The following is a 22,469-nucleotide window of genomic DNA, read 5'->3' on the forward strand; positions in this document are numbered from 1 at the left end:
TAACTTACTGTTGATTAAACCTATTTACTATAACAGCGGGCCTACAGATTTGTGTCACAGAATTACTGAGTAATGACACTAACGTTGGAGCAAAAGAACAGCAAGCGGGGCATTGCTGCCGTCACCTGGGCTTTGGTCCGCGTTATCACGGCAGGTTTTCGCGCCAGCGTTTGACCTTCACCTGCGTTTTTACGGCTTCCAGAATTTCCTGAATCATCTCGATCAGCGCCTGGTTAGCCTGCTGCTCCTTGTGCGCTGATTCGCTGTTTGGCAACACAGCGGCCACCAAGTCGTCAATAAATGCGTGATTGGCGCTTGAGGCCAGGTCTTCCAGAATTTGATGAACAATGTTGGCGACAATATCCCCCACCGAGTCTTCCAGGGTGCGGGCGATGGTTCCACCAACTACAGGTAAAAGCTTCAAGCGCGACAGTTCGATGTTTTGCTGCAGAGCGTGGTCAACCCTAGCTTCCAGATAGTTTCGCAGGGCGCCGCGGTTCGGCACGTAGCTTTCTGCGGCGGCTTTCGCAACCCGGGCAGACAGCCAGTTACTGATCATTTGCCGCCGCGGATACAGCACCTGCTGCTGAATTTTGCTCACCAGCGGTGAACCCCGGCCGGCTTCGGATTGGATGCCACTGATGACTTTTAAAACGATACGGTCTGAAATCTCTTCCATGAACGCTTCGTAATAGAAGTTGATGAACTGATAAGCCCGATACTGGGTAATATCGATGATGCCGTAACGGTGTAACCGGTGCACAATCGAGATAACTCGCAGCAAGCGTAAAATACGGAAGCCACCGATCGGTATACAGCCCACCAAGTCGTACCAGTGAATGAATGGGTAGAAGTACCAGCGGCCGTATTCGCGGATTTTCGCGGCGTGGCCCCAGCGGACAAAAAATTCCGTCAAAAAGACGGCTACAAACAATAAGTCGTAAAAAATAAAGTTTTCGTGAATTGGCTGATAAGCCGCTTGCAGTGCCGGCAAGATCTCTTTCAAGGTATTCTGAATGGCGACAAAGCTGTAAATGGAATCCCAGATGATGAAGGCCATATTCACCATCAACAGGCCCAGCATCAGAAAATCCAGTAGAAACCAGATAAACTCACGGCTGGATCTGAGTTTTTGACGGTTTATATTTGACATGATGAAAGAGGTCCGGCTGGTAACGTGTGAGCGTTTTAAAGAAGCTTGCCCGCCAAGGTTAGCTCATTTTGGGTAGCTGAACGACTCGTCAGCAGTGGGTAAGCTAACTGCGACATCTTATAAAAAAATTCAGGCGCGCCAGATTGCATAGACTGCTGGCGGTTTAGGAACAGAATTCACTCCATGGCATCACAAACAATTCTGGCCAGCCTGCGGCGCACCGTGCTTGTAATGCTCGCACTGGTTGGCGCGTCAATGCCAGCTCTGGGCCAGCAGGTGAAAGTACAGGTGCAGGGCAATTATCCGCAATTACAGGATAACGCCGAAGCGTTTATTGGCGATGTAGAAGGGCGCAGCACCAGTAATTTGCGGCGTTATGCCTCTACCGCGGTAAGTCAGGTCAGCGAAGCGCTGCAGGCACTGGGCTATTACAACCCGGATATCAGCTGGACGCTGGAGCCGGGCGATGCCGACGTTGACAATCAGCCGCGCCTGCTTTTAACCGTAGTGCCCGGTGAACCTGTGCGGGTAAAAACACGGCAAGTCGATATTAGCGGGCCGGGGGCAGATGACCCCAAATTTAGTGGCAACCTGCCGGCCAAGCCGGCGTTGGGCGACATACTCAATCATGGCGATTACGACGCCCTGCGCAATACTTTGCCTACCCGCGCCCGCCGCCGCGGTTATTTTGATGGCAAACTGATCTCCCGTGCACTGACCGTAAACCCGCAAACCCTCGAAGCTGACATTACTCTTGCGTATGACAGCGGTGAGCGCTATCGCCTGGGCGAGGTTACCTTTGCCGAAGGCCATTGGTTTGAGTTAGAACTTCTGGACAAGTTTGTCAGTTTTCAGCCGGGCCTCCCCTATCACGCCGATCAAATTGCCAAACTAAGCAGCGACCTGTCTGCAAGCGGATATTTTGCCGGGGTTAATATTGACGCCGTTCCAGAAAGTGCGGAAGACGGCGTCATTCCGGTGCAGGTTGAGCTCACCCGTCGCGAACGCCGCTCCTTGTCTGCTGGCGTAGGATTTTCCACCGACGTAGGGCCGCGTTTTCGCGGTAACTGGCGCGAGCATTGGGTAAACCCGCAGGGCCAAAGCCGCAGTGCCGACACCGAGCTCGCGCAGCTTCGGCAGAGTGTCAGCGCCGGGTACGAAATCCCGCTGGACCCGCCAATGACCGACCGCCTGCGTGTCGGTGGCGGTTTGCAGCGTGAGGACATCGAAGACGTTGAATCGGAGCTGGCCACATTGGGTGTGCAGTGGCAACACCGATTTGAAACCGACTGGCTCCAGATTTTGTCGCTGCGCTGGGAAGGCGAGAGATACACGATCGGTGACGACGACGAAACCGGCACCAGTAGCCTGCTGTTGCCCGGTGCTAGTTATTCCAGGTTGGTGCAAGACTCGGCGCTGGACCCATCAAAGGGTTATAACCTGCGCATCGACGTCAGCGGTGCTCATCGGGCCTTGCTGTCTGCGGCCGACATTTTACACATCAAGGCCTCGGCTAAGGGCCTGACCACCCTGGCGTACAAACACCGTTTTCTGGCGCGTTTCCAAATCGGCGGGCTAGGAACCAACAGCTTCACGGATGTGCCTCCGTCGTTACGGTTTTTTGCCGGTGGTGACCAGAGCGTGCGCGGCTACGGCTATGAAACCCTGTCACCACTAAATGATAGTGGTGCCACCGAAGGTGGGCGCTATCTGATTGCTGGCAGTGTTGAGTACCAATACGAGTTTGTTAATAATTGGCGTTCTGCGCTGTTTGTGGACCACGGCAATGCGATTAATCAGTTGCTTGACCCACTAGCCACCGGAGTTGGCGTTGGTGTGCGCTGGATAAGTCCGGTAGGGCCGCTGCGGCTGGATCTTGCCAAGGGCCTGAACCCGGAATTTGGCGGCGATTGGCGCATACACTTTTCCATGGGGCCGGAATTGTGAGCACAGAACAGAATCAAAAACAGCAACCGCAGCCGCCAGCCAAGTCCGCAGCCACGGACAAACCGCGGCGCCGGCGCTGGTGGTTCTGGGTGCTGATGGTGACGGCCATCGTTCTGCTGTTGCCGCTTTTGCTTTTGACTTTTGTGCTGCTGGCGCTGCGCTTGGAAGCCGGCACGGCCTGGCTTATTGAGCAGGCCCCGGGGCTGGAAGTGCAAGCCGGGCAGGGCTCGTTGTTGGGCCGCTGGCAGGCGACATCTTTAAGCTGGCGTGGTTACGGCGTTGATTTGCAATTGCAGGCGCCGGATTTGCAGTGGTCGCCGCAGTGCTTACTGCAAAAGCGGTTGTGTGTGGACCATCTACGGGCGCACTCCATAGAGCTGAATCTGCAGCCGTCTGCCGACGAAGACGATAGCCCCAGATCGGACATCCTGCTGCCCGACATCGGTCTGCCGTTGGGTATTCGCGCCGACCATATTCGGCTGGGCGAGTTTTTTGTTAACGGCAACAAAATCTGGGACACGGTAGAGCTGGATGCCGGCGGCGCCGGTGAAAGCTGGCTGATAGATCGGGCGTTTTATCAGCGTGACGACATTCGTGTAACCGCATCCGGGCGGGTTCAAACCCGCGGCGACTGGCCGGTTGCGCTGAACCTCAGTGCCGAATTGCCACCGCCCTCGGGGGATCACTGGAAAATAGATCTGGCTTTGGCGGGCAGCGTGCGCGACCTGCGCGTTAGCGGCAGCAGTCAGGGTTACCTCGACGCAATTCTGGAAGGCACTGTCGAGCCACTGCAGGCAGATCTACCTGCGAGCCTGACTATTCGCTCTGATACTTTTTTGGCGGCCCCGTCGTTACCGCCAACGCTCACGCTGAACAGTCTGAAGCTGGCGTTGCAGGGTTCTTTAGCCGACGGTTTCGAAACCAGCGCCCAGGCTACTTTACCAGGCACCATTGGCCCGGTTGAACTTAACCTGGCTGCAAAAGTGACCACTCAGGGTGCCGACAATATTGAGCTGACATTGGCTGCAGACAACGCCGGACGCGACGGAACCCTGGCGTTGAATGGCAGCGCAGCCTGGCTGCCCGAACTGACCGCCGATGCCAATCTGACCATGAACGCCTTTCCTTGGTACACGTTGCTGCCGGATATGCAGGAACCCCCGGTCAACATCGATACCTTGAAGCTGCGGGCAAACTGGCAAGACCAACGCTATACCGCCAGGTTGGCGGCTACCGCCGGTGGCCCTGCCGGAGACACCAGCCTGGAGTCGGAACTTGAGGGCGATCTGCAGCTACTGACTATTTCCCGCTTACAGGTGCAAACCGGCGCCGGCTCATTAACGGGTAATGCCAACGTTGGTCTGGCGCAGCCGCTATCGTGGCAGGCTGCGCTGGAGTTGCAGAAATTCAACCCGGGTTATTGGGTGCCGCAATTGCAGGCCAGTCTAAATGGTAGCATCCGTTCGAGTGGCCAGTGGCCAGAATCGGCGAGCATGCCAGAGATGTCCGCAGACGTAGATCTTGCCGGCCTGTGGCGTGGGCAAGCCACCCGCATAAAGGTGAAAGCCAGTGCCGCAGACGGGCTTTGGCAGGTGCCTCAACTAGATGTGGCTATTGGCGACAATACTTTGGCCGGCAAAGGGCAGTGGGGTCAGCAGTTACAAGCCCAGCTAGACCTGGATTTGCCTGAGCCAGAAGCGATTCTGGAAAGTCTGCGCGGGCAGGCCAGCGCCCGTTTAACGGTAACAGGCACGGTGCAGCAGCCCCAGGCGGATATTCGTATTTCAGCAACGGCTTTGGCCTGGCAAGACCAGCTGCAACTCGCGGGCGTGGAACTCAGCGCTAACCTTGATGCGACGGGCGCAATCCGCAGCCGGCTTCAAGCCCGAGGCGTTGAGGCCGGTGGTCAGACCGTTGAGCAGCTGGACGTAACGCTGGATGGCACGCGCCAAAAACATGAGCTGGTTCTGGACATGATTCACCGCGAGGTTGAAGTTCGCCTGGCGCTGGCGGGTGCGGCGGGTGAGCAGTGGCAACAATGGCAAGGCGAGCTCAGGCGCGGTGAGGTGCTGGTAACCGGGCAGGACCAACGCTGGCAGCTGCGCCAGCCCGCAGCCCTGTCTTTCAAGGCCGCAACAGGCAGCACCGAGCCGCAACTGACCTTTGCCGAACATTGCTGGCAGTGGCAGCAAAGCGCTTTGTGTGCCGGCGACCAGACTCTGCTGCCGGCGGCAGATGTCGAATACCGCATCATTAATTTGCCGTCGAAGGCGCTGGGGCCATTATTGCCGGAAAATCTGCGCTGGCAGGCTAATATCAATGGCAGTATCGATTTTGCCATGGGCGCCGAAGGCCCCAGCGGCGCAATAGAGCTGGATGCCGGTGCGGGTGACTTCGAAATTCTGCTGGATGGCGACTGGGAAACCTTTCGCCACAGCGCACTGTCTACCCGTTTGACGTTGCAGACGTCTGAGGCGCAATTAGTGTTGGCGTTGGCCGGGCCAAAACTGGGATCGTTAAAGGCAGACCTGAGTATTGACCCGGCTGCGTCCGAACGCACCCTTAGCGGCGACTTTCAGCTCAGCGGCATGGACATTGCGCTGTTGGGCATTTTTACCGGACTGGAAGAGGTAGCCGGCCAGATTAACGGCCGGGGTGAGCTGTCTGGCCCGCTCATGCGGCCCGCGGTGAATGGCGAATTAACCCTGTCTGACGGCCGGGTGATTGACCCACGCCTGCCGCTGGCCATGGAGCAAATCAACGTCACCGTTGAAATGCTGGGCTACAACGCCAATATTAACGGTTTAATTCGAGCCAATGAACGCAGTGAGCTGGTGCTTCAGGGCGAGCTTGACTGGCAAAGCGACTTGCCCAGCGGCAGCGTGTCTTTGCGCGGCGAACGCCTGCCCATCAACATTGAGCCTTACGCCGAGCTGGAAGTCGCGCCGGACTTGACCATCGCCTTTTCCGGTGGGGAATTGTTGGTTAACGGCCGTATTGATGTGCCCCGTGGCGCTATAGAAATCCGCGGGCTGCCGCCGCGGGCGGTATCTGTGTCTGATGACGAAGTGATTGTGGGGGTTAAAAAACCCGAGCCGGTGATTCGCTCGTTAACGATGGACGTGGTGGTGAACGTAGGAAGCCCCGATGACAAGGTCACGTTTGCGGCGTTCGGCGCTACCGGCGACCTTAGCGGAACCCTGCGGATTGGCAACAATATGGATACCCGCGGCACTTTGCGACTCAACAAGGGCCGCTTTGAGGCCTATGGTCAGGATTTGACCCTGCGTAAAGCCCGGCTGCTGTTTGTAGGCAACCTGACCCAGCCTTATCTGGTGTTGGAAGCGGTGCGCACGGTCGGGTCGGTCGTCGCAGGGCTGCGCCTGACGGGCCCGGTGCAGTCGCCAGCGACCGAGGTGTTTTCCATCCCGGAGATGCCGCAAACCGATGCGCTGTCGTACCTGATTCTGGGCCGTGCCCCGCAAAGCCAGCAAGACGACGGTCAAATGAGTCGCGCAGCGCTGTCATTGGGTCTGAACCAAGCCAACAAGATAACGGGTGCGTTGGGCGCAGAGTTTGGCATTCGTGATTTGACCCTTGAAGCCGAGGGCAGCGGCGACCAGACCGCGGTAGTGGCCAGCGGTTATCTGACCGACGAACTCAGCATCCGTTACGGCGTGGGTATTTTTGAGCCGGTGACCACGGTGGCATTGCGGTTCGATTTAGGGCGCTATTTCTATCTCGAGGCCGCCAGTGGTCTGGCGGCCTCGCTGGACATTTTTTATACCCGGGATTTTTAAAGCACGGTTAAAAACGGGTAACGCACGGCTAAGGCTTGGCGTTCAGTCTGGCCATTTTCAGGCGACAGGCCTGGTCTACAAAATGGCGGAATATACGACGGTGGCCGCTGTGGAAAAGCAGATACTCCGGGTGCCATTGCACTCCCATTAGCCATTGGCCACGGGTATTTTCGATGGCCTGCACGAACAGATCGTTATCCACAGCCACTACGCGCAGGTCTTGCCCCAGTTTTTTAATGGTTTGGCTGTGAATACGATTTGTACCGATAACCGGCGCCTGCATGATCTGGCTCAGGCGAGTGTGATCCACCACCTTCACGGTTTGCAGGGGCAATAGCAGCGGGCGATGGCGTGTGTTCTGCCGCAGTGGGGTCACGTTTTGGCACAGGGAACCGCCGCGATGAACATTAATCAACTGTGCGCCGCGGCATATTCCCAGTACCGGCAGGTTCAGGGTTTCCGCTTCTATCAGCAGGCGCTGATCGGTTTCATCACGGCGTTTATCGTAATCTGCCGTTACCATGGGGTGCTGGCCATATAGCGACGGTTGCACGTGACTGCCGCCGGAAAGCACTAGGCCGTCCAGTAGGCTGACGTTCACCCTGGCTTCGGGGCGTATGTAATGGGTGCGCGCACCGTGCATGCGCAGCGCCAGCGCAATCAGCCGCTGGGCCGGTCCGCGTCGGCGCGGGCCACTGATGCCGATGGTCAGCCCGGGCGGAGATTCTTCTTTCATCCGTTCAGATATCGATTCAGACATAGCCTTTGTGTTCAAGCCAGTGGTGAATGGTCTCCGCTTTGCTGTGGGTCAGATTGTGCAAGCTGATAGTGCCGGAATCGCGAAACTGAGCCCGAAGCTGCGCGAGGTCTTCGCTGTTGTTGGCAATGTCGTCCAGTATTACCCAGTCATTCCATACCGAAGAGAAATTCCACTGCGGGTTGTCGACGTCGCAATCCGGTAGCCGATAATGCAGGGTGGGCCGTTTTTTGATGCGTGAGTCTTCTACGTACCGGGCCAGCAACGGTGCATCCAGATGGGCAAACAGCGGCAGCAGATCCAGTGCCCGGTTTCGGGTAGGGTTGTGTTGCAGGTAGTTTTCCATTAGCTGTTCCAACGACGGCGCGTAGTCATCTTTCATAAGCAGTTCTGTGTAGTGAGGCGCCCAGGGCTCTATATAGGGAGTAAAACGCCGGCTGATATCCAGTTGATGGCGCTTTTTCAGCCACTCGTACAAGCCTGCAAACGCCTGTAAATATCGGGTAATGGTGGGCGCCTGTAAATCTGGCAGTTCCGGGTTCAGTTGCAGTCCGAAGGCATAATAAATGGAATCGCGGCTGCCCAGTGCGCCAAGTTGCCGCAGTTCTTTGACCAGCCGCTCAACCTCTTCCACCTGGGAAAAACCGATGGGCGGCCCGACAATTTCCAGCGGCACGATACGCTCGGCCGCGGCGTCGATTACGTCCATAGCCTGCCCACCAAACTCGTGCAGGCTTTCCGGCACGTCGGCTCCGGTCAGGTCCAGCTCTTTAATGAGATCAGAATCCAGTTCGATCACGAACTCGCCCAGTGCCGTGTCTATTGCGGTTACGTAGCGCGACCGCGTTTGCGGCGGGCCGTTCAGCAGATTGGCGACTTCGTGCACCAGCGCTTTATAGCTTAAACCCGAAAGCTCGATTTCTACACCAACCCGGCGCTCTGCTCCGCTGGCAGTGTGGGTTACTGAGGGTGCTTTGCAGACGTTCTTTTGCGTCATTATTACATCCTTAAATCAGTTTTCAGCGCTGCAAGCGCGGCCTGTAACGACAGAATCACCATAGCATATCAGGTGCCTAAGTCTGGTAATCGAGCAAGTGGGGAAAATGCCATAAACAGGGTTTACACTGGATAAAACACTGTATATAGTCAAACCACTGTATAAACAAACAGGGTATTTTATGACGCAGCGGACCCCGAATATGAAACTCACTGCCAGGCAGTCCCAAGTGCTGGATATTGTCCGCCGCTACCTGGATGAAACCGGGTATCCGCCCACCCGCGCCGAAATTGCAGCTGAGCTGGGTTTTCGCTCCGCCAATGCGGCAGAAGAGCATTTGCGGGCTTTGGCACGCAAAGGCGCTATTGAAATGGTGCCCGGCGCCAGCCGTGGTATTCGCCTGCCAGAAAGCGAGCAGGATCTGGGTTTGCCGGTGATTGGCCAAGTGGCAGCCGGTAGCCCGATTTTGGCTCAGGAACACGTGGAAGACCACTGCACGTTAAAGCCCGGTTTTTTTTCGCCGGCGGCGGATTACCTGCTGCGAGTGCGTGGTATGAGCATGAAGAATATCGGCATTCTAGACGGTGACTTGCTGGCAGTGCACAGCACTCAGGACGTGCACAACGGCCAGATTGTGGTGGCCAGGGTAGGTGATGAAGTGACCGTGAAGCGCTTTCGTAAAGAAGGTAACAAAGTGTATCTGGTGGCGGAAAACGACGACTTCGCACCGATTGAAGTGGATCTGACCGAGCAGGAACTGTTCATTGAAGGGTTGGGCGTTGGCGTTATCCGCCGCTCAGACCTGCACTGATCCGTAGCGATAGTAAACCGACACAAAGAAGGGCAGGGAATCATGGAACAACTGAGCTTTAACGGCAATCTTGCATATCAGCAACAGATCGCAGCGCGAGTGGCAGAGCAGGCGCGGCCTCTGCGAGTTCAACCCCTGCCAGCCCCGGTGTCGGTTGGTAACGTCACTGAAATTATCTTGCCCCAAGGCCAGGTGGAAAATTTTCAGCTGTTACTGCCAATGCTGACCCAGCTGAACCAGGAAAAGCGCTGGCTGGCATGGATTGACCCACCTCAAGAGCTGGTCAGCAAATGGCAAAAAATGCACGGCATTATTGCGGGTGAGCTGCTGGTTTTGCGTTCCAGCGCCGAGCATCCGGCGCTCAAGTTGGCGGAGCGGGCGCTCAGCGTGGGCACATGTCATGCGGTGGTGTTGTGGACTGAAAAACTGAACAAAGCGTGTTTCGAGGCACTTCAGGCGGCATCCGCCGCGGGCAATAGCCACGGCGTCGTTTTGCGTCAGCGTTAGTAAAGAGTAGTGCGCCAGCGCTACCAGATTTCTACGTTAGCATTAGTGCAGCGTCGGGCTGTGGGGCGCATCAAACCACTCAGCGTCGCTGCCGCTGTCGGTGCTATCCTCGTCCAAGTCCTGGGCGCTATCGCCCGCTGCGTCAATGCCTGCCGCAATCATGGCTTTGGCCACTTGCATCTGGCGGTCGTCCATCATGTCTTTGGCTTCTTCGGAAAAACTGATACGCACCAATGGCGCGCCGTCGTCGTCAACGCGGCGCAAAGCGTAGTCGCCATTGCTGAGTTGAATAATTTCAAAAAACGATGGTGACATGATCCAAACCTTTATGTTCGCCAACGGGAAAGTGTACGCGGGGATGTTTTACCACTCGCTGTGTCTTGCTTCCACATCGGCTGAAAATTGCTTTATTGCGCTTAGGCTGGCTTGAACCGATGACAGCGAGCGGTCTGCGCCAACGGCTGCAGTGATGGCAATAATGTTGTCGTTGCTGATGGTTTTTTTTGCCGCAGGTGGCCGGTTCTGTGCGTCTCCAAGTTGCTCCAAGTGGTTCCACCAACTGTCAGCGCTGGCTTGTAATGCCAGAAGTTGCTGAACTTCCGACGCATCGGCTCCGATCAGCTTGCCCAGTTGGTCAATGCTCTGGGGTTGCCCTTTGCGTTGCTGATAGCACTCTGCCAGGGTATAGAGCAGGAGCCTTCGCGATCGCAGCATGAGCTCAATGGCACCTTGTTTGCAGGCTTCCTGCTGTAAGGGCTGATTGCTGTTAACAGCAAGTCGTAACAATGTCTGAGCCAGTGCCAGTTTACCGGCAAGATGGGAATGCCACGCTGCTGCCATATACCCTCGAGACTGCTGTTGCGATTAATATTAGCGTAATGGACGCTGTGGAATTCACGCGCACCGGAAGCCGCTGAAACGAGAAATAAGTAACACACCATAACAGTTCCAAAGCTGCGGTGCCCGCTGTCTACTTCAGTTTTGAGAAGTTTGCCCCAACAATCAAAAGCCGCCAAAAAAAATCGTAGCTGTGCGTTGAAATGTCCGTCCAAATCAAACAACAAATACCTGAGATGTTTGCCGGGGTTAGGCCGTGGTGACTCACCGCGGTTGCCTTACGTTGTGCTGTTGTGCGTCGCTAAGGTGTAACATGATCAGTTGTAAGCACACTGGGTTTCTCACCCGGTTGCAGATCATTGAACAGGAGCAATGAACAATGGCCGCAGACCATCCTGCAATGGCACATCTAGACCAGCTTCTCGAGCACATGCAGCAGGCTCTGAAAGACCAAGACTGGGAGCTGATTAGCCGCCTGAGCCCAGAGATAAAGCCCGCTATCGAACCCGTGCTTGAAGCGTTGGAACAAGGGCAACTGCCAGCTGAAACCGTGCGCAGTCAATTACAGAGGGTGCAGCAGTTTGTCGACGCTGCTGACAGCTCTGCCCACCAGGCCAAAGCCGCAGCAGAGCTCGAATTGAAAGGAGTCAATCGTAATAACAGCGCAGCTAAAGCCTATCATGAAGTGTCCTCGTCTAGGCCCTGAGCCAGATTGCGGGCAGCGCCAGATCGCTGGCGCGTGTAAGCAAGATTTTTAGGGTTTGGCGTCATTAAATTGACTCCGAGGCAGTTAAGGTCTTAAATGTCGCTCAAAACCGACAAGAGATTGCCTGGCATGTTGAAATCCAACACAGTGCTGGTGTTCAGTGAAGCTGCTGACCGCTGCCGCGATATTACGACCATTCTCGAGTTTCTCGGCGAAGAAAGCTGGTTGGCTGGCAGCAAGGCACGCGATGTGTTGTTAGGTGCCGCAGACGCAGACGCAGACGCAGACGCAGACGCAGACGCACAGGCGGTCTCTGTGGCCATCGTGCAAGGCGACGATGCCAACGCTGAAGCCACGATCAGAGCTTTGTGCAAATGGTCTCCCAGCATTCCCGTGCTGTGTATTGGCGACTCTGATTTTTCCGGTCTGAATGAAGAACAGCGTGGGCGAATTATTGCGCGCTTGGAGTGGCCATTTGGTTACACCAAATTTATTGATTCGCTATACCGTGCCCAGGTCTTCCACGACCACCACAGCCGAGCCCGCAAGCGCGGCCAGATGCGCGGCGTTCAGTTGTTCCGGTCACTGGTGGGTACCAGCCGCAAAGTGCAGCAGGTACGCCAATTGATGGAGCAGGTGGCAGACAAGGAAGTAAGCGTGTTGGTGACGGGCGAATCCGGTACCGGCAAAGAAGTGGTCGCACGTAATCTGCATTACCATTCCAGTCGACGCGATAAACCCTTTGTGCCGGTAAACTGCGGCGCCATTCCTGCGGAACTGCTGGAGAGCGAGTTGTTTGGCCATGAAAAGGGCGCGTTCACTGGCGCGATAGCCGCTCGTGTGGGTCGTTTTGAGTTGGCCGAGGGCGGCACCCTGTTTCTGGACGAAATAGGCGACATGCCGTTGAATATGCAAGTGAAGATTCTGCGGGTTTTGCAAGAGCGTACGTTCGAGCGGGTCGGGAGCAACCACACTAAATTTGCCAACGTGCGTATCATTGCCGCTACCCACAAACACTTGGAAGACATGATTCAAAGTGGGAGCTTCCGCGAAGATCTGTATTACCGGCTGAATGTGTTTCCCATTGAGATGCCGGCCCTGCGCGATCGGGTTGAGGACATTCCGCTGCTGATCAACGAGCTGGTTGCCCGCATGGAAAAAGAAAAACGCGGATCGTTGCGCTTGAACTCCGCTGCCATTCTGAATTTGTGTCGTCACGACTGGCCCGGCAACGTGCGTGAGCTGGCCAATTTGGTAGAGCGCCTGGCAATCATGAATCCGTTTGGGGTGATTGGTGTGCAGGAACTGCCGAAAAAATTCCGTTACGTTGAGGACCATGACGAAGATAACGCCGATTTTGATGAGCCTGAGCTGTCATCTCTCTCGTCTGGCTTGGTTGGGTTAGATTCACCTGCGTTATTGCCCGTTAATGGGCTCGATTTGAAAGACTATTTGGGTAACCTGGAGCGTGAATTGATCCAGCAGGCGCTTGACGAAGCTGGCGGAGTCGTGGCCCGGGCTGCAGAAAAATTACGTATTCGCCGCACCACCTTGGTGGAAAAAGTCCGCAAGTTCGGTCTTCGTGAAGAGGCGGGTGAAGCCTGAGGGCACGATGCCTCAGATGTTCAATCAGCCGGCTGAAAACGCCGGTTCAGCAATCTCAAAACGGCGTCAACGGTTTGTAACCGCTGGCGCTTTTGTCGTTTTAAAGTGACGGAAACCCGTCATCTGCCTTTTTGTGAAAATCCTTTCCCATTGAAAAGATTAAGAAATATTGAGTTGGCATGAAGCTAGCTTGGTAAATCGTAACGAATCACCAGTGAGCGGTCTGCGCAGCAGCAATATCGATCACTTTGGGTAAGGGAAAGGGTTATGAATCACGCACAATTTGCAATCGGGCAGACCAATGCACCGGCTAACGCCGCCGCCGATGTGAATGGCAAGGTAACGGCGCTATTCCCGCAGCAAAGTGATGAAGCGGTAGACTCCGCTTTGGACATGTTCAATCGCATGTCGCGCCAGATTACCGATTCTTACCGCACTCTGGAATCTCGTGTTAACCAGCTTTCTGGCGAATTATCGGAAGAGAGTCTGCAGCGTCAGCAAGAGCTGGAGAAAAAAGAACAATTGGCAGACCAACTTACCACTCTGTTAAAGGCCTTGCCCGCTGGCGTGGTGGTGCTGGACAGCCAGGGTGTGGTTACCCAAACCAACCCTGCGGCCATCGGCCTTTTGGGTGAGCCGTTGAATGGCGAGCACTGGATTAACGTGATTCAGCGCTGCTTTGCGCCACGCCAGGACGACGGTCACGAAATATCGCTGAAAGACGGTCGCCGGGTCAGTATTGAAATTCGCACCATGGAAAATCAGCCCGGTCAGTTAATTTTGCTGACGGATATGACCGAAACCCGACAGTTGCAGTCACAGCTGGCTCATGCCCAACGCTTATCGGCGATGGGCAAGATGGTCGCCTCATTGGCCCATCAGATTCGCACACCCCTGTCGGCGGCGATTCTGTACGGCGGTCACCTGACTGAAGCCGATCTGGATGAAGAAATGCGCCAGCGCTGTGCCAATCGACTCATGTCGCGCCTGTCACATTTGGAACAGCAGGTGCGCGACATGCTGATTTTTGCCCGCGGTGAAACTCGTTTGGCGGAAGAGCTGTCGGTAACCACTCTGGCGATTGCTCTGAAGTCTGCGGTAGACGCTATTGCTGAACGAAGTGGCACTCAGGTAATTCTGGACACCCGGGAGGCTGAGGGCGATCTGTTGTGTAACCGTGACGCTCTGGTAGGTGCCTGTACCAATTTGGTCAACAACAGCATTGAAGCCGGTGCCGCCAGCGTGCGCCTGAATCTTCGCGGCTGTGATCATGAGTTGGCCATCGAGGTAAGCGATAACGGCTCGGGGTTTGACCCGGTTATGGTTCCGCGCTTGCAAGAAGCTTTCTACACCACAAAATCCCACGGCACCGGCCTTGGTCTGGCGGTTGTACAAGCGGTAGTGAACGCACATCAAGGCCGCTTTGCGATGACCTCAAACGGCCAAGGTGGGGCACAGGCCACGATTTACCTGCCATTGGTGAGTCGCACGAATTAATAACAGCACTTGATTAAATCTAGCGAGCCGCACCGGCACGCACTATCGAATATGCAGTGGAGACCAGCACCATGACCAAGCCCCGGATTCTGATTGTTGAGGACGACCGTGACCTGCGCGAAGCTTTGGTGATAACTCTGGAACTGGCCAAATTTCGCGTTCATGAGGCGGCAGACGGCCACGAAGCTCTTCGGCAGCTGTCCCAGGTGCCAGTCGACATGGTGGTTAGTGACGTTAATATGCCGGGGCTGTCTGGCCACGAATTGCTGGCTGAAGTACAGCGCCTGTATCCGGGACTGCCGATGATGCTGATGACGGCCTACGGCCAGATTAGCCATGCGGTGTCGGCTATGCAGGCCGGTGCCATTGATTACCTGGTAAAGCCGTTTGAAGGCCATGCCCTGGTCGATGCGGTTAGCAAAATTACCGGCAGAAAGCGCCAGGCTGATAGCGATCAGCCGGTAGCGGAAGACCCCATTAGCAAGCGCATGTTCCAGCTGGCAGCCAAGGTAGCCAACAGCGACTCAACGGTCATGATTTCAGGTGAAAGCGGCACCGGCAAGGAGGTGCTTGCGCGCTATATTCACCAGCATTCCCCCCGCGCCAACAAGCCGTTTATTGCCATAAACTGCGCGGCCATTCCCGAAAACATGCTCGAAGCCATGCTCTTTGGCCATGAAAAAGGTGCCTTCACCGGTGCCATCGCATCATCACCCGGTAAATTCGAACAAGCCAACGGCGGAACGATCCTGCTGGATGAAGTGTCGGAAATGGACCCAGGCTTGCAATCTAAATTGCTGCGAGTGCTGCAGGAACGGGAAGTAGAGCGGGTAGGTGGGCGAAAAACCATTGCCCTGGACGTGCGGGTGATTGCCACCACCAACCGGGATCTGGCCGAACACGTGCGCGATAGCCGTTTTCGTGAAGACCTGTACTACCGACTGACGGTGTTTCCGATGCATTGGCAACCGCTGCGTGAGCGGCCGCTGGACATCATTCCTTTGGCCAATGCGGTGTTGAAAAATCACAGTCGCAAACTGAAGCTCAATGGCGTCAGGTTTGCGGCTGACGCCCGCGAGGCGATGCTGGCCCACCCTTGGCCGGGCAATGTACGCGAGTTGGATAATGCCATACAAAGAGCGCTGGTGTTGCACCAGAGCAATGTGATTCACGTTGACGACCTGTGCCTGGACTTAGGCATCAGCGTGCGCCTGGCGGCACCCGTTGCCTCAACAGCGCCCATGGTATCAGCGGCCGCAAAAGCAAATGTAGAATCAACTACCGCTGATGCGCACGCCGTTGATCTGGTTTCGCAGCCGACAGTGCCCGACGCAGTTGGCACCGCTGGAACCATGGCAAACCAGCAAGGTTCCCTAGGGACACTTGAAGGCGATCTGCGCCAGCAGGAATTCCGACTTATTATTCAGACTCTGCGCCAGGAGCGTGGTCGCCGTAACCGCGCCGCCGAGCAGTTGGGCATTAGCCCCCGCACCTTGCGCTACAAGCTGGCGCAGATTCGTGACGCCGGTATTGATCTGGAGGCGGAAATGGCTTTGGCCTGATTTAGGTGTCGCCGGTTTGTCTAACCGCTTATTTACGCAGTACTTCTTTTTATTCAGCACCATTTTTTATGTAGTACTCCTTCCTGGCACCCTTTTGGGTGCCTTTTTTGTTCAGCCGCAGGCTCCTCGGCTCCTGTCAAAACTTCGACGCTTATCCATTCCCACCTTATAAAGTCGAGGTTTCGGCGCGTTAAGGAAAAGGTATATTACTGATTAAAAACACTTTAAAAAAGTTGGTCTGGGCTTTGCTAATTCTTCGGTAACGAGACAGATAACCCAATGTCATCTGGGTAGCCCGGGAGAAAGTTATGGTTCAGCGCGCCGATATCAACAGTGTTCTTGCCGACATCCGCAACCTGCGTTCGCAAATGACGCAGAACCAGCAGGTAGAGCAGAATCAATCTGTGCGCGGCCGTATGGATGGCCCGCGCGAAGTAGGCGAAACCAACGGAACGGCAAGTTTTAGCTCTATTCTGGGGGAGGCTGTTGGCAATGTGGCGGATGCGCAGAAAACCGCGGGTGATCTGCGTACAGCCTACGACATGGGCGAGCCCAACGTGGACATTACCCGGGTAATGATTGCCGCGCAGAAATCATCGGTGTCGTTTGAGGCGCTGACCCAGGTCCGTAACCGGGTCGTCAAAGCATACGAAGACATCATGAACATGCCGGTATAACTGGCGCGTCTCATTTCAGCGCGTTTCAGAACGTTTCAGGATTTTGTTAGTCCATCGGATCAAGGTTTAACCGGAGATCAGCCTCATGGCCAGCGTGCCTGCACAGACCACACAATCGAATTCGCCGGCGGCCTCCGCAGCAAGCAGCGGCGGCGAAGGCCGCAGCCGCGCTTTCATGGGCTTCAATAGACTGGACCTGCTGCGTCAGGCTGGCCTGATGGTGGGGCTGGCAGCCAGCGTTGCTCTGGGCGTGGCGGTGGTGCTGTGGGCCCAGGAACCCAACTACCAGCCGGTTCTGGGTGACTTGTCATCGTACAACCCGCAGGACGTTACCAGCATTCTGGACAGCAGCGGAATCGACTATAAAATGGATCCGCGCAGCGGTGCACTGCTGGTGGTGGCCGATCAGGTATACAACGCACGCTTGCGGCTTGCGGCTGAAGGCGTCACTGACCAAAAAACCCTGGGCTTTGAATTGTTGGACCAAGACCGTGGCTTGGGTACCTCCCAATATATGGAAACCATCAGCTATCGCCGCGGCCTGGAAGGCGAGCTGGCGCGCACCATTGCCAGCATGCGCGGCGTGCGCAGCGCCCGAGTGCACCTTGCCATTCCGGAGCGTTCGGTGTTTATCCGCGATGCCCACGAGCCGTCAGCCTCGGTGTTTCTGGAAGTGTTTGCAGGGCGCCTCCCGGAGCAGGAGTACATTGCTGCCATTGTTAATCTGGTGGCTGGCAGCGTGCCGATGATGACCAAGTCCGGTGTGACCGTGGTTGATCAGAACGGCAATCTGCTGACCGGCGCCGATGCTGAAACCGACACTGATCGCATGTCCGACCAGTACGACTACACCGACAGGGTGGAAGAACGCCTGAGCCGTCGGGTGTCGTCGCTGATTTCGCCGATTGTAGGAGCAGGCCGCTATCGCACCGAGGTGTCCGCAGATCTTGATTTCTCTTCGGTGGAACGAGCTGAAGAGTTGTTCAACCCGGAACAGCAGGCGGTGCGCAGCGAACGTCAGTTAACCGAAAGGCGCAGCGCTGGTGGCGGCCCCATTGGCGTTCCCGGAGCTCTGTCGAACCAGCCCCCCGAGAACGCCACTAGGCCGCAACAGACCAATGCCGGCGCTAATGCTGACGGTACCGAACCTGCATCGGCGCCAGTCGATGTGCGCAGCGAATCCACCCGCAATTACGAAATGGATCGCACCGTCAGCTACGTTCGCCAGGAACTGGGCCGGATAAAGCGCCTGACCGTCGCCTTGGCGGTGGATGACATGAAAATGGTTGATGCGGACACCGGCGCGGTTACTTACGAGCCCTGGCCGGAGCAGGAATTGCAGCGCCTGAGCATGCTGGTGCGCGATGCGGTGGGCTATTCGGCGGCCCGCGGTGACAGCGTTACAGTGATGAACACCGCGTTTGCTCCGGAACAGGTGCTGGAATATGAGGCCCCCGGCTTTTGGCAGCAACCCTGGTTTTGGGACCTGATGAAACAGGTTCTGGCCGGCCTAGTGGTTTTGGTGCTGGTATTGGGCCTGCTGCGGCCCACCTTGAAAAATTTAGCGAGCGGCAATAAAGGCTTGGCCGGTGACGGTAATGGAGGTTACGGCGATCTGGACGGCATCGAAGGCGGCGATTCTCTGCGCCAAGCCATGGCCAATCAAGACGACCTGCTTTTACCCGGCAGCACAGGGGGTTATGATAGACAGCTTAACGCCCTGAAAGGGCTGATTGCCGAAGATCCGGCACGGGTTGCACAGGTAATGCGCCAATGGGTGAATGTTGATGACTGATGAGGCAAGCCAGGGCGCAGGCAGGGCGCCGGCGAAACCCGGACGCAAAATCTCGCGGGTAGAGCAGGCGGCCATTCTGTTGATGTCGCTGGGCGAAGCCGACGCCGCGGAAGTGCTAAAGCACATGGGCCCGAAGGAAGTGCAGAGGGTTGGCGTGGCCATGGCACAAATGCGGGATATCAGCAAAGAGGATGTCAGTGGCGTACTAAACGATTTTATCGACGCCGTGGGCGGCCAGACCGGCCTGGGCGTGGGCAACGACGATTACATTCGTGCCATGCTGACCCAGGCTCTGGGTAACGACAAAGCTGCCAGCCTGATTGACCGCATTCTGATTGGTGGCAATACCACCGGTCTAGACACTCTGAAGTGGATGGAGCCCCGCGCGGTGGGCGATATCATCCGGTACGAACACCCGCAAATTCAGGCCATCGTTATCTCCTATCTTGACCCGGACCAGTCCGCCGAAATCCTGGGTGCTCTGGACCCCAAAGTGCGATTAGATGTGATGATGCGCGTCGCGTCATTGGAAACCATACAGCCTCAGGCGTTGCAGGAACTGAACGACATTCTGGAAAAGCAGTTCTCTGGCAGCTCCTCGACGCAAACCAGCCGGATTGGCGGCGTAAAGCGCGCCGCTGACATCATGAACTTTATGGACCGCAGCATTGAATCGAGTCTGTTGGAGTCGATCAAGGAAACCGATCCGGATCTGGCAACCACCATTGAAGACCTGATGTTTGTATTCGACAATCTGAAGGACGTGGACGACCGTGGCATTCAGGCCTTGCTGCGTGAAGTGTCGTCTGAAGTGCTGGTGATTGCACTCAAGGGCGCCGACGACGATGTCAAAGACAAAATTTTCAAGAACATGTCCAAGCGTGCCGCTGAACTCTTACAGGACGATCTGGAAACCAAGGGCCCGGTTAAAGTGAGTGAAGTAGAAAGCGCACAAAAAGACATTATAAGCATCGCCCGCCGCATGGCCGAAGCCGGTGAAATCGTCCTCGGTGGCGGCGGCGAAGAAATGATGTAATGGCCGACTCCCGCAACGACCGCAGCCGCATCCCGAAAGAACAGCTTACCGCTTACGAGCGTTGGGAGTTGCCCCTGCTTGACGCCCGTGGCAACGAAGTTCCCCGTGAAGAAGAACGTGATATCAAACCGCTGACCGCCGCGGAGCTTCAGGATATTCACCAACAGGCGGAAGCGGAAGGCCACGGGGCCGGGCTTGAAAAAGGCCATCGGGAAGGCTTTGCCAAAGGTCGCGAAGAAGGTTTTGCTCAAGGTGTGAAAGCCGGCGCTGTCGAAGGCCGCGAGAAAGGCGAGCGCGCGGGACGCGAACACAGCCAGCAGCAGATGCAGGCGTTGGAAAAACGCATCGACTTAGTGATGGAATCACTGGTATTACCCATTCGCCAGCAGCAAAACGACCTGGAAGAGGCGTTGGTCCAGCTTGCAACTGCGGTGGCCAAAGCGGTTGTCCAGCGCGAGCTATCTCAAGACTCCAGCCATATTATGCAGGTGGTGCGCCAAGCGATGGCGGCACTGCCATCCACCACTGAAACCGTGCGTATCAGCGCCAATCCGAAAGATATTGAGCCGCTGCAAGCGTCTTTGGCGCGGCTTGATGCGTCCACGAAACTGGTGGAAGATGCCGCTATCAGCCCCGGCGGTTGCCGCGTGGAAACCCGCTACTCGCTGGTGGATTTCACTGTTGAAAAACGTTTTCAACAGGTGGTTTGCGCCTTGGTAAATGATGCCAGCAAAAACGAATTCCAGGAGCCCGGCGATGACAGCTCCCCTCTCTGACGCCCTGTCTGATAGCTTACCTGATCGCTTGTCTGGCAGTCTTGCCGAGCGCCTGAGCCGCCGTAGCCGCAACGTACAGGCACAACAAACGCCGGAGCTGGCTGGCCGTTTGACCCGTATGGTTGGGCTTACGCTGGAATGCGTGGGCGTGCCTATGATGGTGGGCGACCGCTGCGTAATCCAAAGCCAGGGCCGTGGCGTGGTTGAAGCCGAAGTGGTCGGCTTTGAAGATGAAAAAGTGTATTTGATGCCGCTGACTGCCATTGAAGGCCTTCGCCCTGGCGCTTTGGTGGTGCCCTTGTCTTCGACCAGCCGGGTGCCGGTGGGCAATCAGTTGCTGGGGCGAGTCGTTGACGGCAGTGGCGAACCCCTGGATGGAAAAGGCCCGCTGCACGCCGAAGCCCGCGTGTCGCTCAGCGGCGACATCATCAACCCGCTGAACCGGGCGCCGGTGCGCCAACCTATGGACGTGGGCATTCGTGCCATTAATGCGCTGCTTACCGTGGGGCAGGGCCAGCGCCTTGGCCTGTTCGCCGGTAGCGGCGTGGGCAAAAGTGTGCTGTTAGGCATGATGACCCGATTTACCAACGCCGACGTCACCGTGGTCGGGTTGATTGGCGAGCGCGGCCGTGAAGTAAAAGAATTCATTGAAGACATTCTGGGTGAAGAAGGCCTGGCCCGTTCCGTGGTGGTGGCTTCGCCTGCCGACGACTCACCGCTGATGCGCCTGCGCGCGGCTATGCTGACCACACGCATTGCCGAATTTTACCGCGATCAGGGCAAGCGTGTGCTGCTGCTGATGGATTCGTTGACACGCTACGCCCAGGCCCAGCGTGAAATTGCCCTGGCGGTGGGTGAGCCCCCGGCGACCAAGGGCTACCCGCCATCGGTATTTGCCAAGTTGCCACAGTTGGTGGAACGCACTGGCAACGGTCGCCCCGGCGGCGGCTCCATTACTGCTTTTTACACGGTACTGACTGAAGGCGACGATCAGCAAGACCCGATTGCTGATGCCGCCCGGGCCATTTTGGACGGCCATATTGTGTTGTCGCGGCGGCTGGCGGAAGAGGGTCACTACCCGGCGATCGATGTTGAAGCGTCCATCAGCCGGGTTATGCCCCAGGTGACCGACCCTGAGCACTTTGCCCGGGCGCAGCGCTTTAAACAGGTATACTCACGCTACCAGCAAGCGCGGGATTTGATCAGCGTGGGCGCTTATGTCAAAGGCAGCGATCCGGAAACCGACTTTGCCGTTGCGCACATTGCCAATATGCGGCAATTCCTGAAACAGGGGCTCAGTGAAAAAACCTCGCTGAACGAAAGCGTTGAGCAACTGCTTGAGGTGGTGCCTGAGCGGCGTTCGCCCGAACGCATGCAGGTCGCTACGCCAAATCCAACCGTCGCCGGTAGTAATTCATAATGCAGCGTTCGCAACGCCTTGGGGTGGTGCTGGCGTTGGAACAGCGCAAAGAGAAACAGGCGCTGGAACGCATGGGCGAGGCTCGCACCCTTATGGCGCAACGAGAGCAGCAAATTCAGGAACTTCAGAGCTATCATCAGGAATATCGCCAGCAAATCCGTGACGGCCAGCAGGGCGTGGTTGCGGTTAGCCGATTGCAAGCCTGGCAGGCTTTTATGGGCCAGCTTGACCAGTTAATCGGGCAGCAGCAGGTTCAGCTTGAACAGGCAAATCAGGTGTTCGAAGTTCGTCGCAACGAGTGGTTGAAAGCTTGGGAAAAACGCCGTGGTATGGAAAATTTCATCACTACCTGTCGCCAGCAGGAGCAACGCGAGCAAGATTCTCGCGAACAGAAACAAGCCGATGAAGCCGCAGGCCGGGCGTTTCTGCGCCGACCCCGCTGACGCGCTCTGGCACCGATCTTGCTACACCTCTTTTAGCTTTGTTACTTACGTGGAATAACGGCCATTGAACGCCGTTTTCCGGTTTTTGGATTACTTTCAAGCTACTTTCAAACTACTTTTAAGCTACTTTCAAACTACTACGC

19 protein-coding genes are annotated in these 22,469 nt (G+C 56.3%); 14 read left to right on the forward strand and 5 right to left on the reverse strand.

The genetic code is table 11. The features are described 5' to 3' along the window. Positions 1 to 145: 145 nt before the first annotated feature. Entirely contained in the window at positions 146 to 1,153 is a 1,008-nt protein-coding gene (locus MRBBS_RS04660) for a hypothetical protein (RefSeq protein WP_014870276.1), read from the reverse strand. A 183-nt stretch (positions 1,154 to 1,336) separates the two neighbouring features. Between MRBBS_RS04660 and MRBBS_RS04665 the strand changes: the two genes are divergently transcribed. Continuing rightward, the gene (locus MRBBS_RS04665; RefSeq protein WP_014870278.1) at positions 1,337 to 3,100 is read left to right on the forward strand and encodes an autotransporter assembly complex protein TamA; all 1,764 of its coding nucleotides are present in this window, start codon (positions 1,337 to 1,339) and stop codon (positions 3,098 to 3,100) included. After that, entirely contained in the window at positions 3,097 to 6,900 is a 3,804-nt protein-coding gene (locus tag MRBBS_RS04670; protein ID WP_014870279.1) for a translocation/assembly module TamB domain-containing protein, read from the forward strand. The genes MRBBS_RS04665 and MRBBS_RS04670 overlap by 4 nt, the downstream gene beginning before the upstream one ends. A gap of 28 nt (positions 6,901 to 6,928) precedes the next feature. On the opposite strand, the gene MRBBS_RS04675 is transcribed toward MRBBS_RS04670, so the two are convergent. After that, positions 6,929 to 7,660 (reverse strand): gamma-glutamyl-gamma-aminobutyrate hydrolase family protein, encoded by a 732-nt coding sequence (locus MRBBS_RS04675; RefSeq protein WP_187290774.1) that lies wholly within the window; start codon positions 7,658 to 7,660, stop codon positions 6,929 to 6,931. Further along, a complete protein-coding gene (locus MRBBS_RS04680; RefSeq protein ID WP_014870281.1) occupies positions 7,653 to 8,654 on the reverse strand; it encodes an amidoligase family protein in 1,002 nt (333 codons plus the stop codon). Before MRBBS_RS04680 ends, MRBBS_RS04675 begins: the two co-directional genes overlap by 8 nt. Before the next feature lie 202 nt (positions 8,655 to 8,856). Here MRBBS_RS04680 and lexA point away from each other — a divergent pair, with 202 nt between their 5' ends. Both lexA and MRBBS_RS04690 read left to right on the forward strand, forming a co-directional pair. Further along, positions 8,857 to 9,465, forward strand: coding sequence for a transcriptional repressor LexA (lexA, locus tag MRBBS_RS04685; protein WP_014870282.1), 609 nt, complete (start codon positions 8,857 to 8,859; stop codon positions 9,463 to 9,465). Between the two features lie 42 nt (positions 9,466 to 9,507). Further along, positions 9,508 to 9,972 carry a cell division inhibitor SulA gene (locus MRBBS_RS04690; protein WP_014870283.1) on the forward strand — a complete coding sequence of 155 codons (465 nt, stop codon included), beginning with the start codon at positions 9,508 to 9,510 and terminating at the stop codon, positions 9,970 to 9,972. 42 nt (positions 9,973 to 10,014) lie between these two features. On the opposite strand, the gene MRBBS_RS04695 is transcribed toward MRBBS_RS04690, so the two are convergent. Together MRBBS_RS04695 and MRBBS_RS04700 are read right to left on the reverse strand one after the other, a co-directional pair. Then, entirely contained in the window at positions 10,015 to 10,287 is a 273-nt protein-coding gene (locus MRBBS_RS04695) for a hypothetical protein (protein WP_014870284.1), read from the reverse strand. A gap of 48 nt (positions 10,288 to 10,335) precedes the next feature. Further along, positions 10,336 to 10,812 (reverse strand): DUF6586 family protein, encoded by a 477-nt coding sequence (locus MRBBS_RS04700; protein WP_014870285.1) that lies wholly within the window; start codon positions 10,810 to 10,812, stop codon positions 10,336 to 10,338. A gap of 376 nt (positions 10,813 to 11,188) precedes the next feature. Here MRBBS_RS04700 and MRBBS_RS04705 point away from each other — a divergent pair, with 376 nt between their 5' ends. The 10 genes from MRBBS_RS04705 (at position 11,189) to fliJ (ending at position 22,326) form a co-directional block, all read left to right on the forward strand. Beyond that, on the forward strand, positions 11,189 to 11,515 hold the full coding sequence (locus MRBBS_RS04705; RefSeq protein ID WP_014870286.1) for a hypothetical protein: 327 nt from the start codon (positions 11,189 to 11,191) through the stop codon (positions 11,513 to 11,515). A gap of 129 nt (positions 11,516 to 11,644) precedes the next feature. Continuing rightward, positions 11,645 to 13,120, forward strand: coding sequence for a sigma-54 dependent transcriptional regulator (locus MRBBS_RS04710; protein ID WP_041635081.1), 1,476 nt, complete (start codon positions 11,645 to 11,647; stop codon positions 13,118 to 13,120). Between the two features lie 267 nt (positions 13,121 to 13,387). Continuing rightward, positions 13,388 to 14,617 carry a sensor histidine kinase gene (locus MRBBS_RS04715; RefSeq protein WP_014870289.1) on the forward strand — a complete coding sequence of 410 codons (1,230 nt, stop codon included), beginning with the start codon at positions 13,388 to 13,390 and terminating at the stop codon, positions 14,615 to 14,617. A gap of 71 nt (positions 14,618 to 14,688) precedes the next feature. Next, positions 14,689 to 16,179, forward strand: a complete 1,491-nt coding sequence (locus MRBBS_RS04720) for a sigma-54-dependent transcriptional regulator (protein ID WP_014870290.1) — start codon at positions 14,689 to 14,691, stop codon at positions 16,177 to 16,179. Between the two features lie 308 nt (positions 16,180 to 16,487). Further along, complete coding sequence (gene fliE, locus MRBBS_RS04725; protein ID WP_014870291.1) at positions 16,488 to 16,856, forward strand: flagellar hook-basal body complex protein FliE; 369 nt, start codon at positions 16,488 to 16,490, stop codon at positions 16,854 to 16,856. 85 nt (positions 16,857 to 16,941) lie between these two features. Then, positions 16,942 to 18,651: a flagellar basal-body MS-ring/collar protein FliF gene (fliF, locus tag MRBBS_RS04730; RefSeq protein WP_014870292.1), complete on the forward strand. Its 1,710-nt coding sequence runs from the start codon at positions 16,942 to 16,944 to the stop codon at positions 18,649 to 18,651. Next, the gene (gene fliG, locus MRBBS_RS04735; protein WP_014870293.1) at positions 18,644 to 19,687 is read left to right on the forward strand and encodes a flagellar motor switch protein FliG; all 1,044 of its coding nucleotides are present in this window, start codon (positions 18,644 to 18,646) and stop codon (positions 19,685 to 19,687) included. Before fliF ends, fliG begins: the two co-directional genes overlap by 8 nt. Further along, a complete protein-coding gene (locus tag MRBBS_RS04740; protein WP_014870294.1) occupies positions 19,687 to 20,463 on the forward strand; it encodes a flagellar assembly protein FliH in 777 nt (258 codons plus the stop codon). Before fliG ends, MRBBS_RS04740 begins: the two co-directional genes overlap by 1 nt. Beyond that, positions 20,444 to 21,883 (forward strand): flagellar protein export ATPase FliI, encoded by a 1,440-nt coding sequence (gene fliI / locus MRBBS_RS04745; protein WP_014870295.1) that lies wholly within the window; start codon positions 20,444 to 20,446, stop codon positions 21,881 to 21,883. The genes MRBBS_RS04740 and fliI overlap by 20 nt, the downstream gene beginning before the upstream one ends. Further along, positions 21,883 to 22,326, forward strand: a complete 444-nt coding sequence (fliJ, locus tag MRBBS_RS04750) for a flagellar export protein FliJ (protein ID WP_014870296.1) — start codon at positions 21,883 to 21,885, stop codon at positions 22,324 to 22,326. The genes fliI and fliJ overlap by 1 nt, the downstream gene beginning before the upstream one ends. Positions 22,327 to 22,469 lie beyond the last annotated feature (143 nt).

Origin of the sequence: Marinobacter sp. BSs20148, assembly GCF_000283275.1 — a bacterium.
GTDB lineage: Bacteria > Pseudomonadota > Gammaproteobacteria > Pseudomonadales > Oleiphilaceae > Marinobacter > Marinobacter psychrophilus.

Coding starts and splice junctions, on each gene's coding strand:
- MRBBS_RS04660 (WP_014870276.1), bottom strand. CDS start 1,153: ATGTCAAATATAAACCGTCAAAAACTCAGATCCAGCCGTGAGTTTATC.
- MRBBS_RS04665 (WP_014870278.1), top strand. CDS start 1,337: ATGGCATCACAAACAATTCTGGCCAGCCTGCGGCGCACCGTGCTTGTA.
- MRBBS_RS04675 (WP_187290774.1), bottom strand. CDS start 7,660: ATGTCTGAATCGATATCTGAACGGATGAAAGAAGAATCTCCGCCCGGG.
- MRBBS_RS04680 (WP_014870281.1), bottom strand. CDS start 8,654: ATGACGCAAAAGAACGTCTGCAAAGCACCCTCAGTAACCCACACTGCC.
- lexA (WP_014870282.1), top strand. CDS start 8,857: ATGAAACTCACTGCCAGGCAGTCCCAAGTGCTGGATATTGTCCGCCGC.
- MRBBS_RS04690 (WP_014870283.1), top strand. CDS start 9,508: ATGGAACAACTGAGCTTTAACGGCAATCTTGCATATCAGCAACAGATC.
- MRBBS_RS04695 (WP_014870284.1), bottom strand. CDS start 10,287: ATGTCACCATCGTTTTTTGAAATTATTCAACTCAGCAATGGCGACTAC.
- MRBBS_RS04700 (WP_014870285.1), bottom strand. CDS start 10,812: ATGGCAGCAGCGTGGCATTCCCATCTTGCCGGTAAACTGGCACTGGCT.
- MRBBS_RS04705 (WP_014870286.1), top strand. CDS start 11,189: ATGGCCGCAGACCATCCTGCAATGGCACATCTAGACCAGCTTCTCGAG.
- MRBBS_RS04710 (WP_041635081.1), top strand. CDS start 11,645: ATGTTGAAATCCAACACAGTGCTGGTGTTCAGTGAAGCTGCTGACCGC.
- MRBBS_RS04715 (WP_014870289.1), top strand. CDS start 13,388: ATGAATCACGCACAATTTGCAATCGGGCAGACCAATGCACCGGCTAAC.
- MRBBS_RS04720 (WP_014870290.1), top strand. CDS start 14,689: ATGACCAAGCCCCGGATTCTGATTGTTGAGGACGACCGTGACCTGCGC.
- fliE (WP_014870291.1), top strand. CDS start 16,488: ATGGTTCAGCGCGCCGATATCAACAGTGTTCTTGCCGACATCCGCAAC.
- fliF (WP_014870292.1), top strand. CDS start 16,942: ATGGCCAGCGTGCCTGCACAGACCACACAATCGAATTCGCCGGCGGCC.
- fliG (WP_014870293.1), top strand. CDS start 18,644: ATGACTGATGAGGCAAGCCAGGGCGCAGGCAGGGCGCCGGCGAAACCC.
- MRBBS_RS04740 (WP_014870294.1), top strand. CDS start 19,687: ATGGCCGACTCCCGCAACGACCGCAGCCGCATCCCGAAAGAACAGCTT.
- fliI (WP_014870295.1), top strand. CDS start 20,444: ATGACAGCTCCCCTCTCTGACGCCCTGTCTGATAGCTTACCTGATCGC.
- fliJ (WP_014870296.1), top strand. CDS start 21,883: ATGCAGCGTTCGCAACGCCTTGGGGTGGTGCTGGCGTTGGAACAGCGC.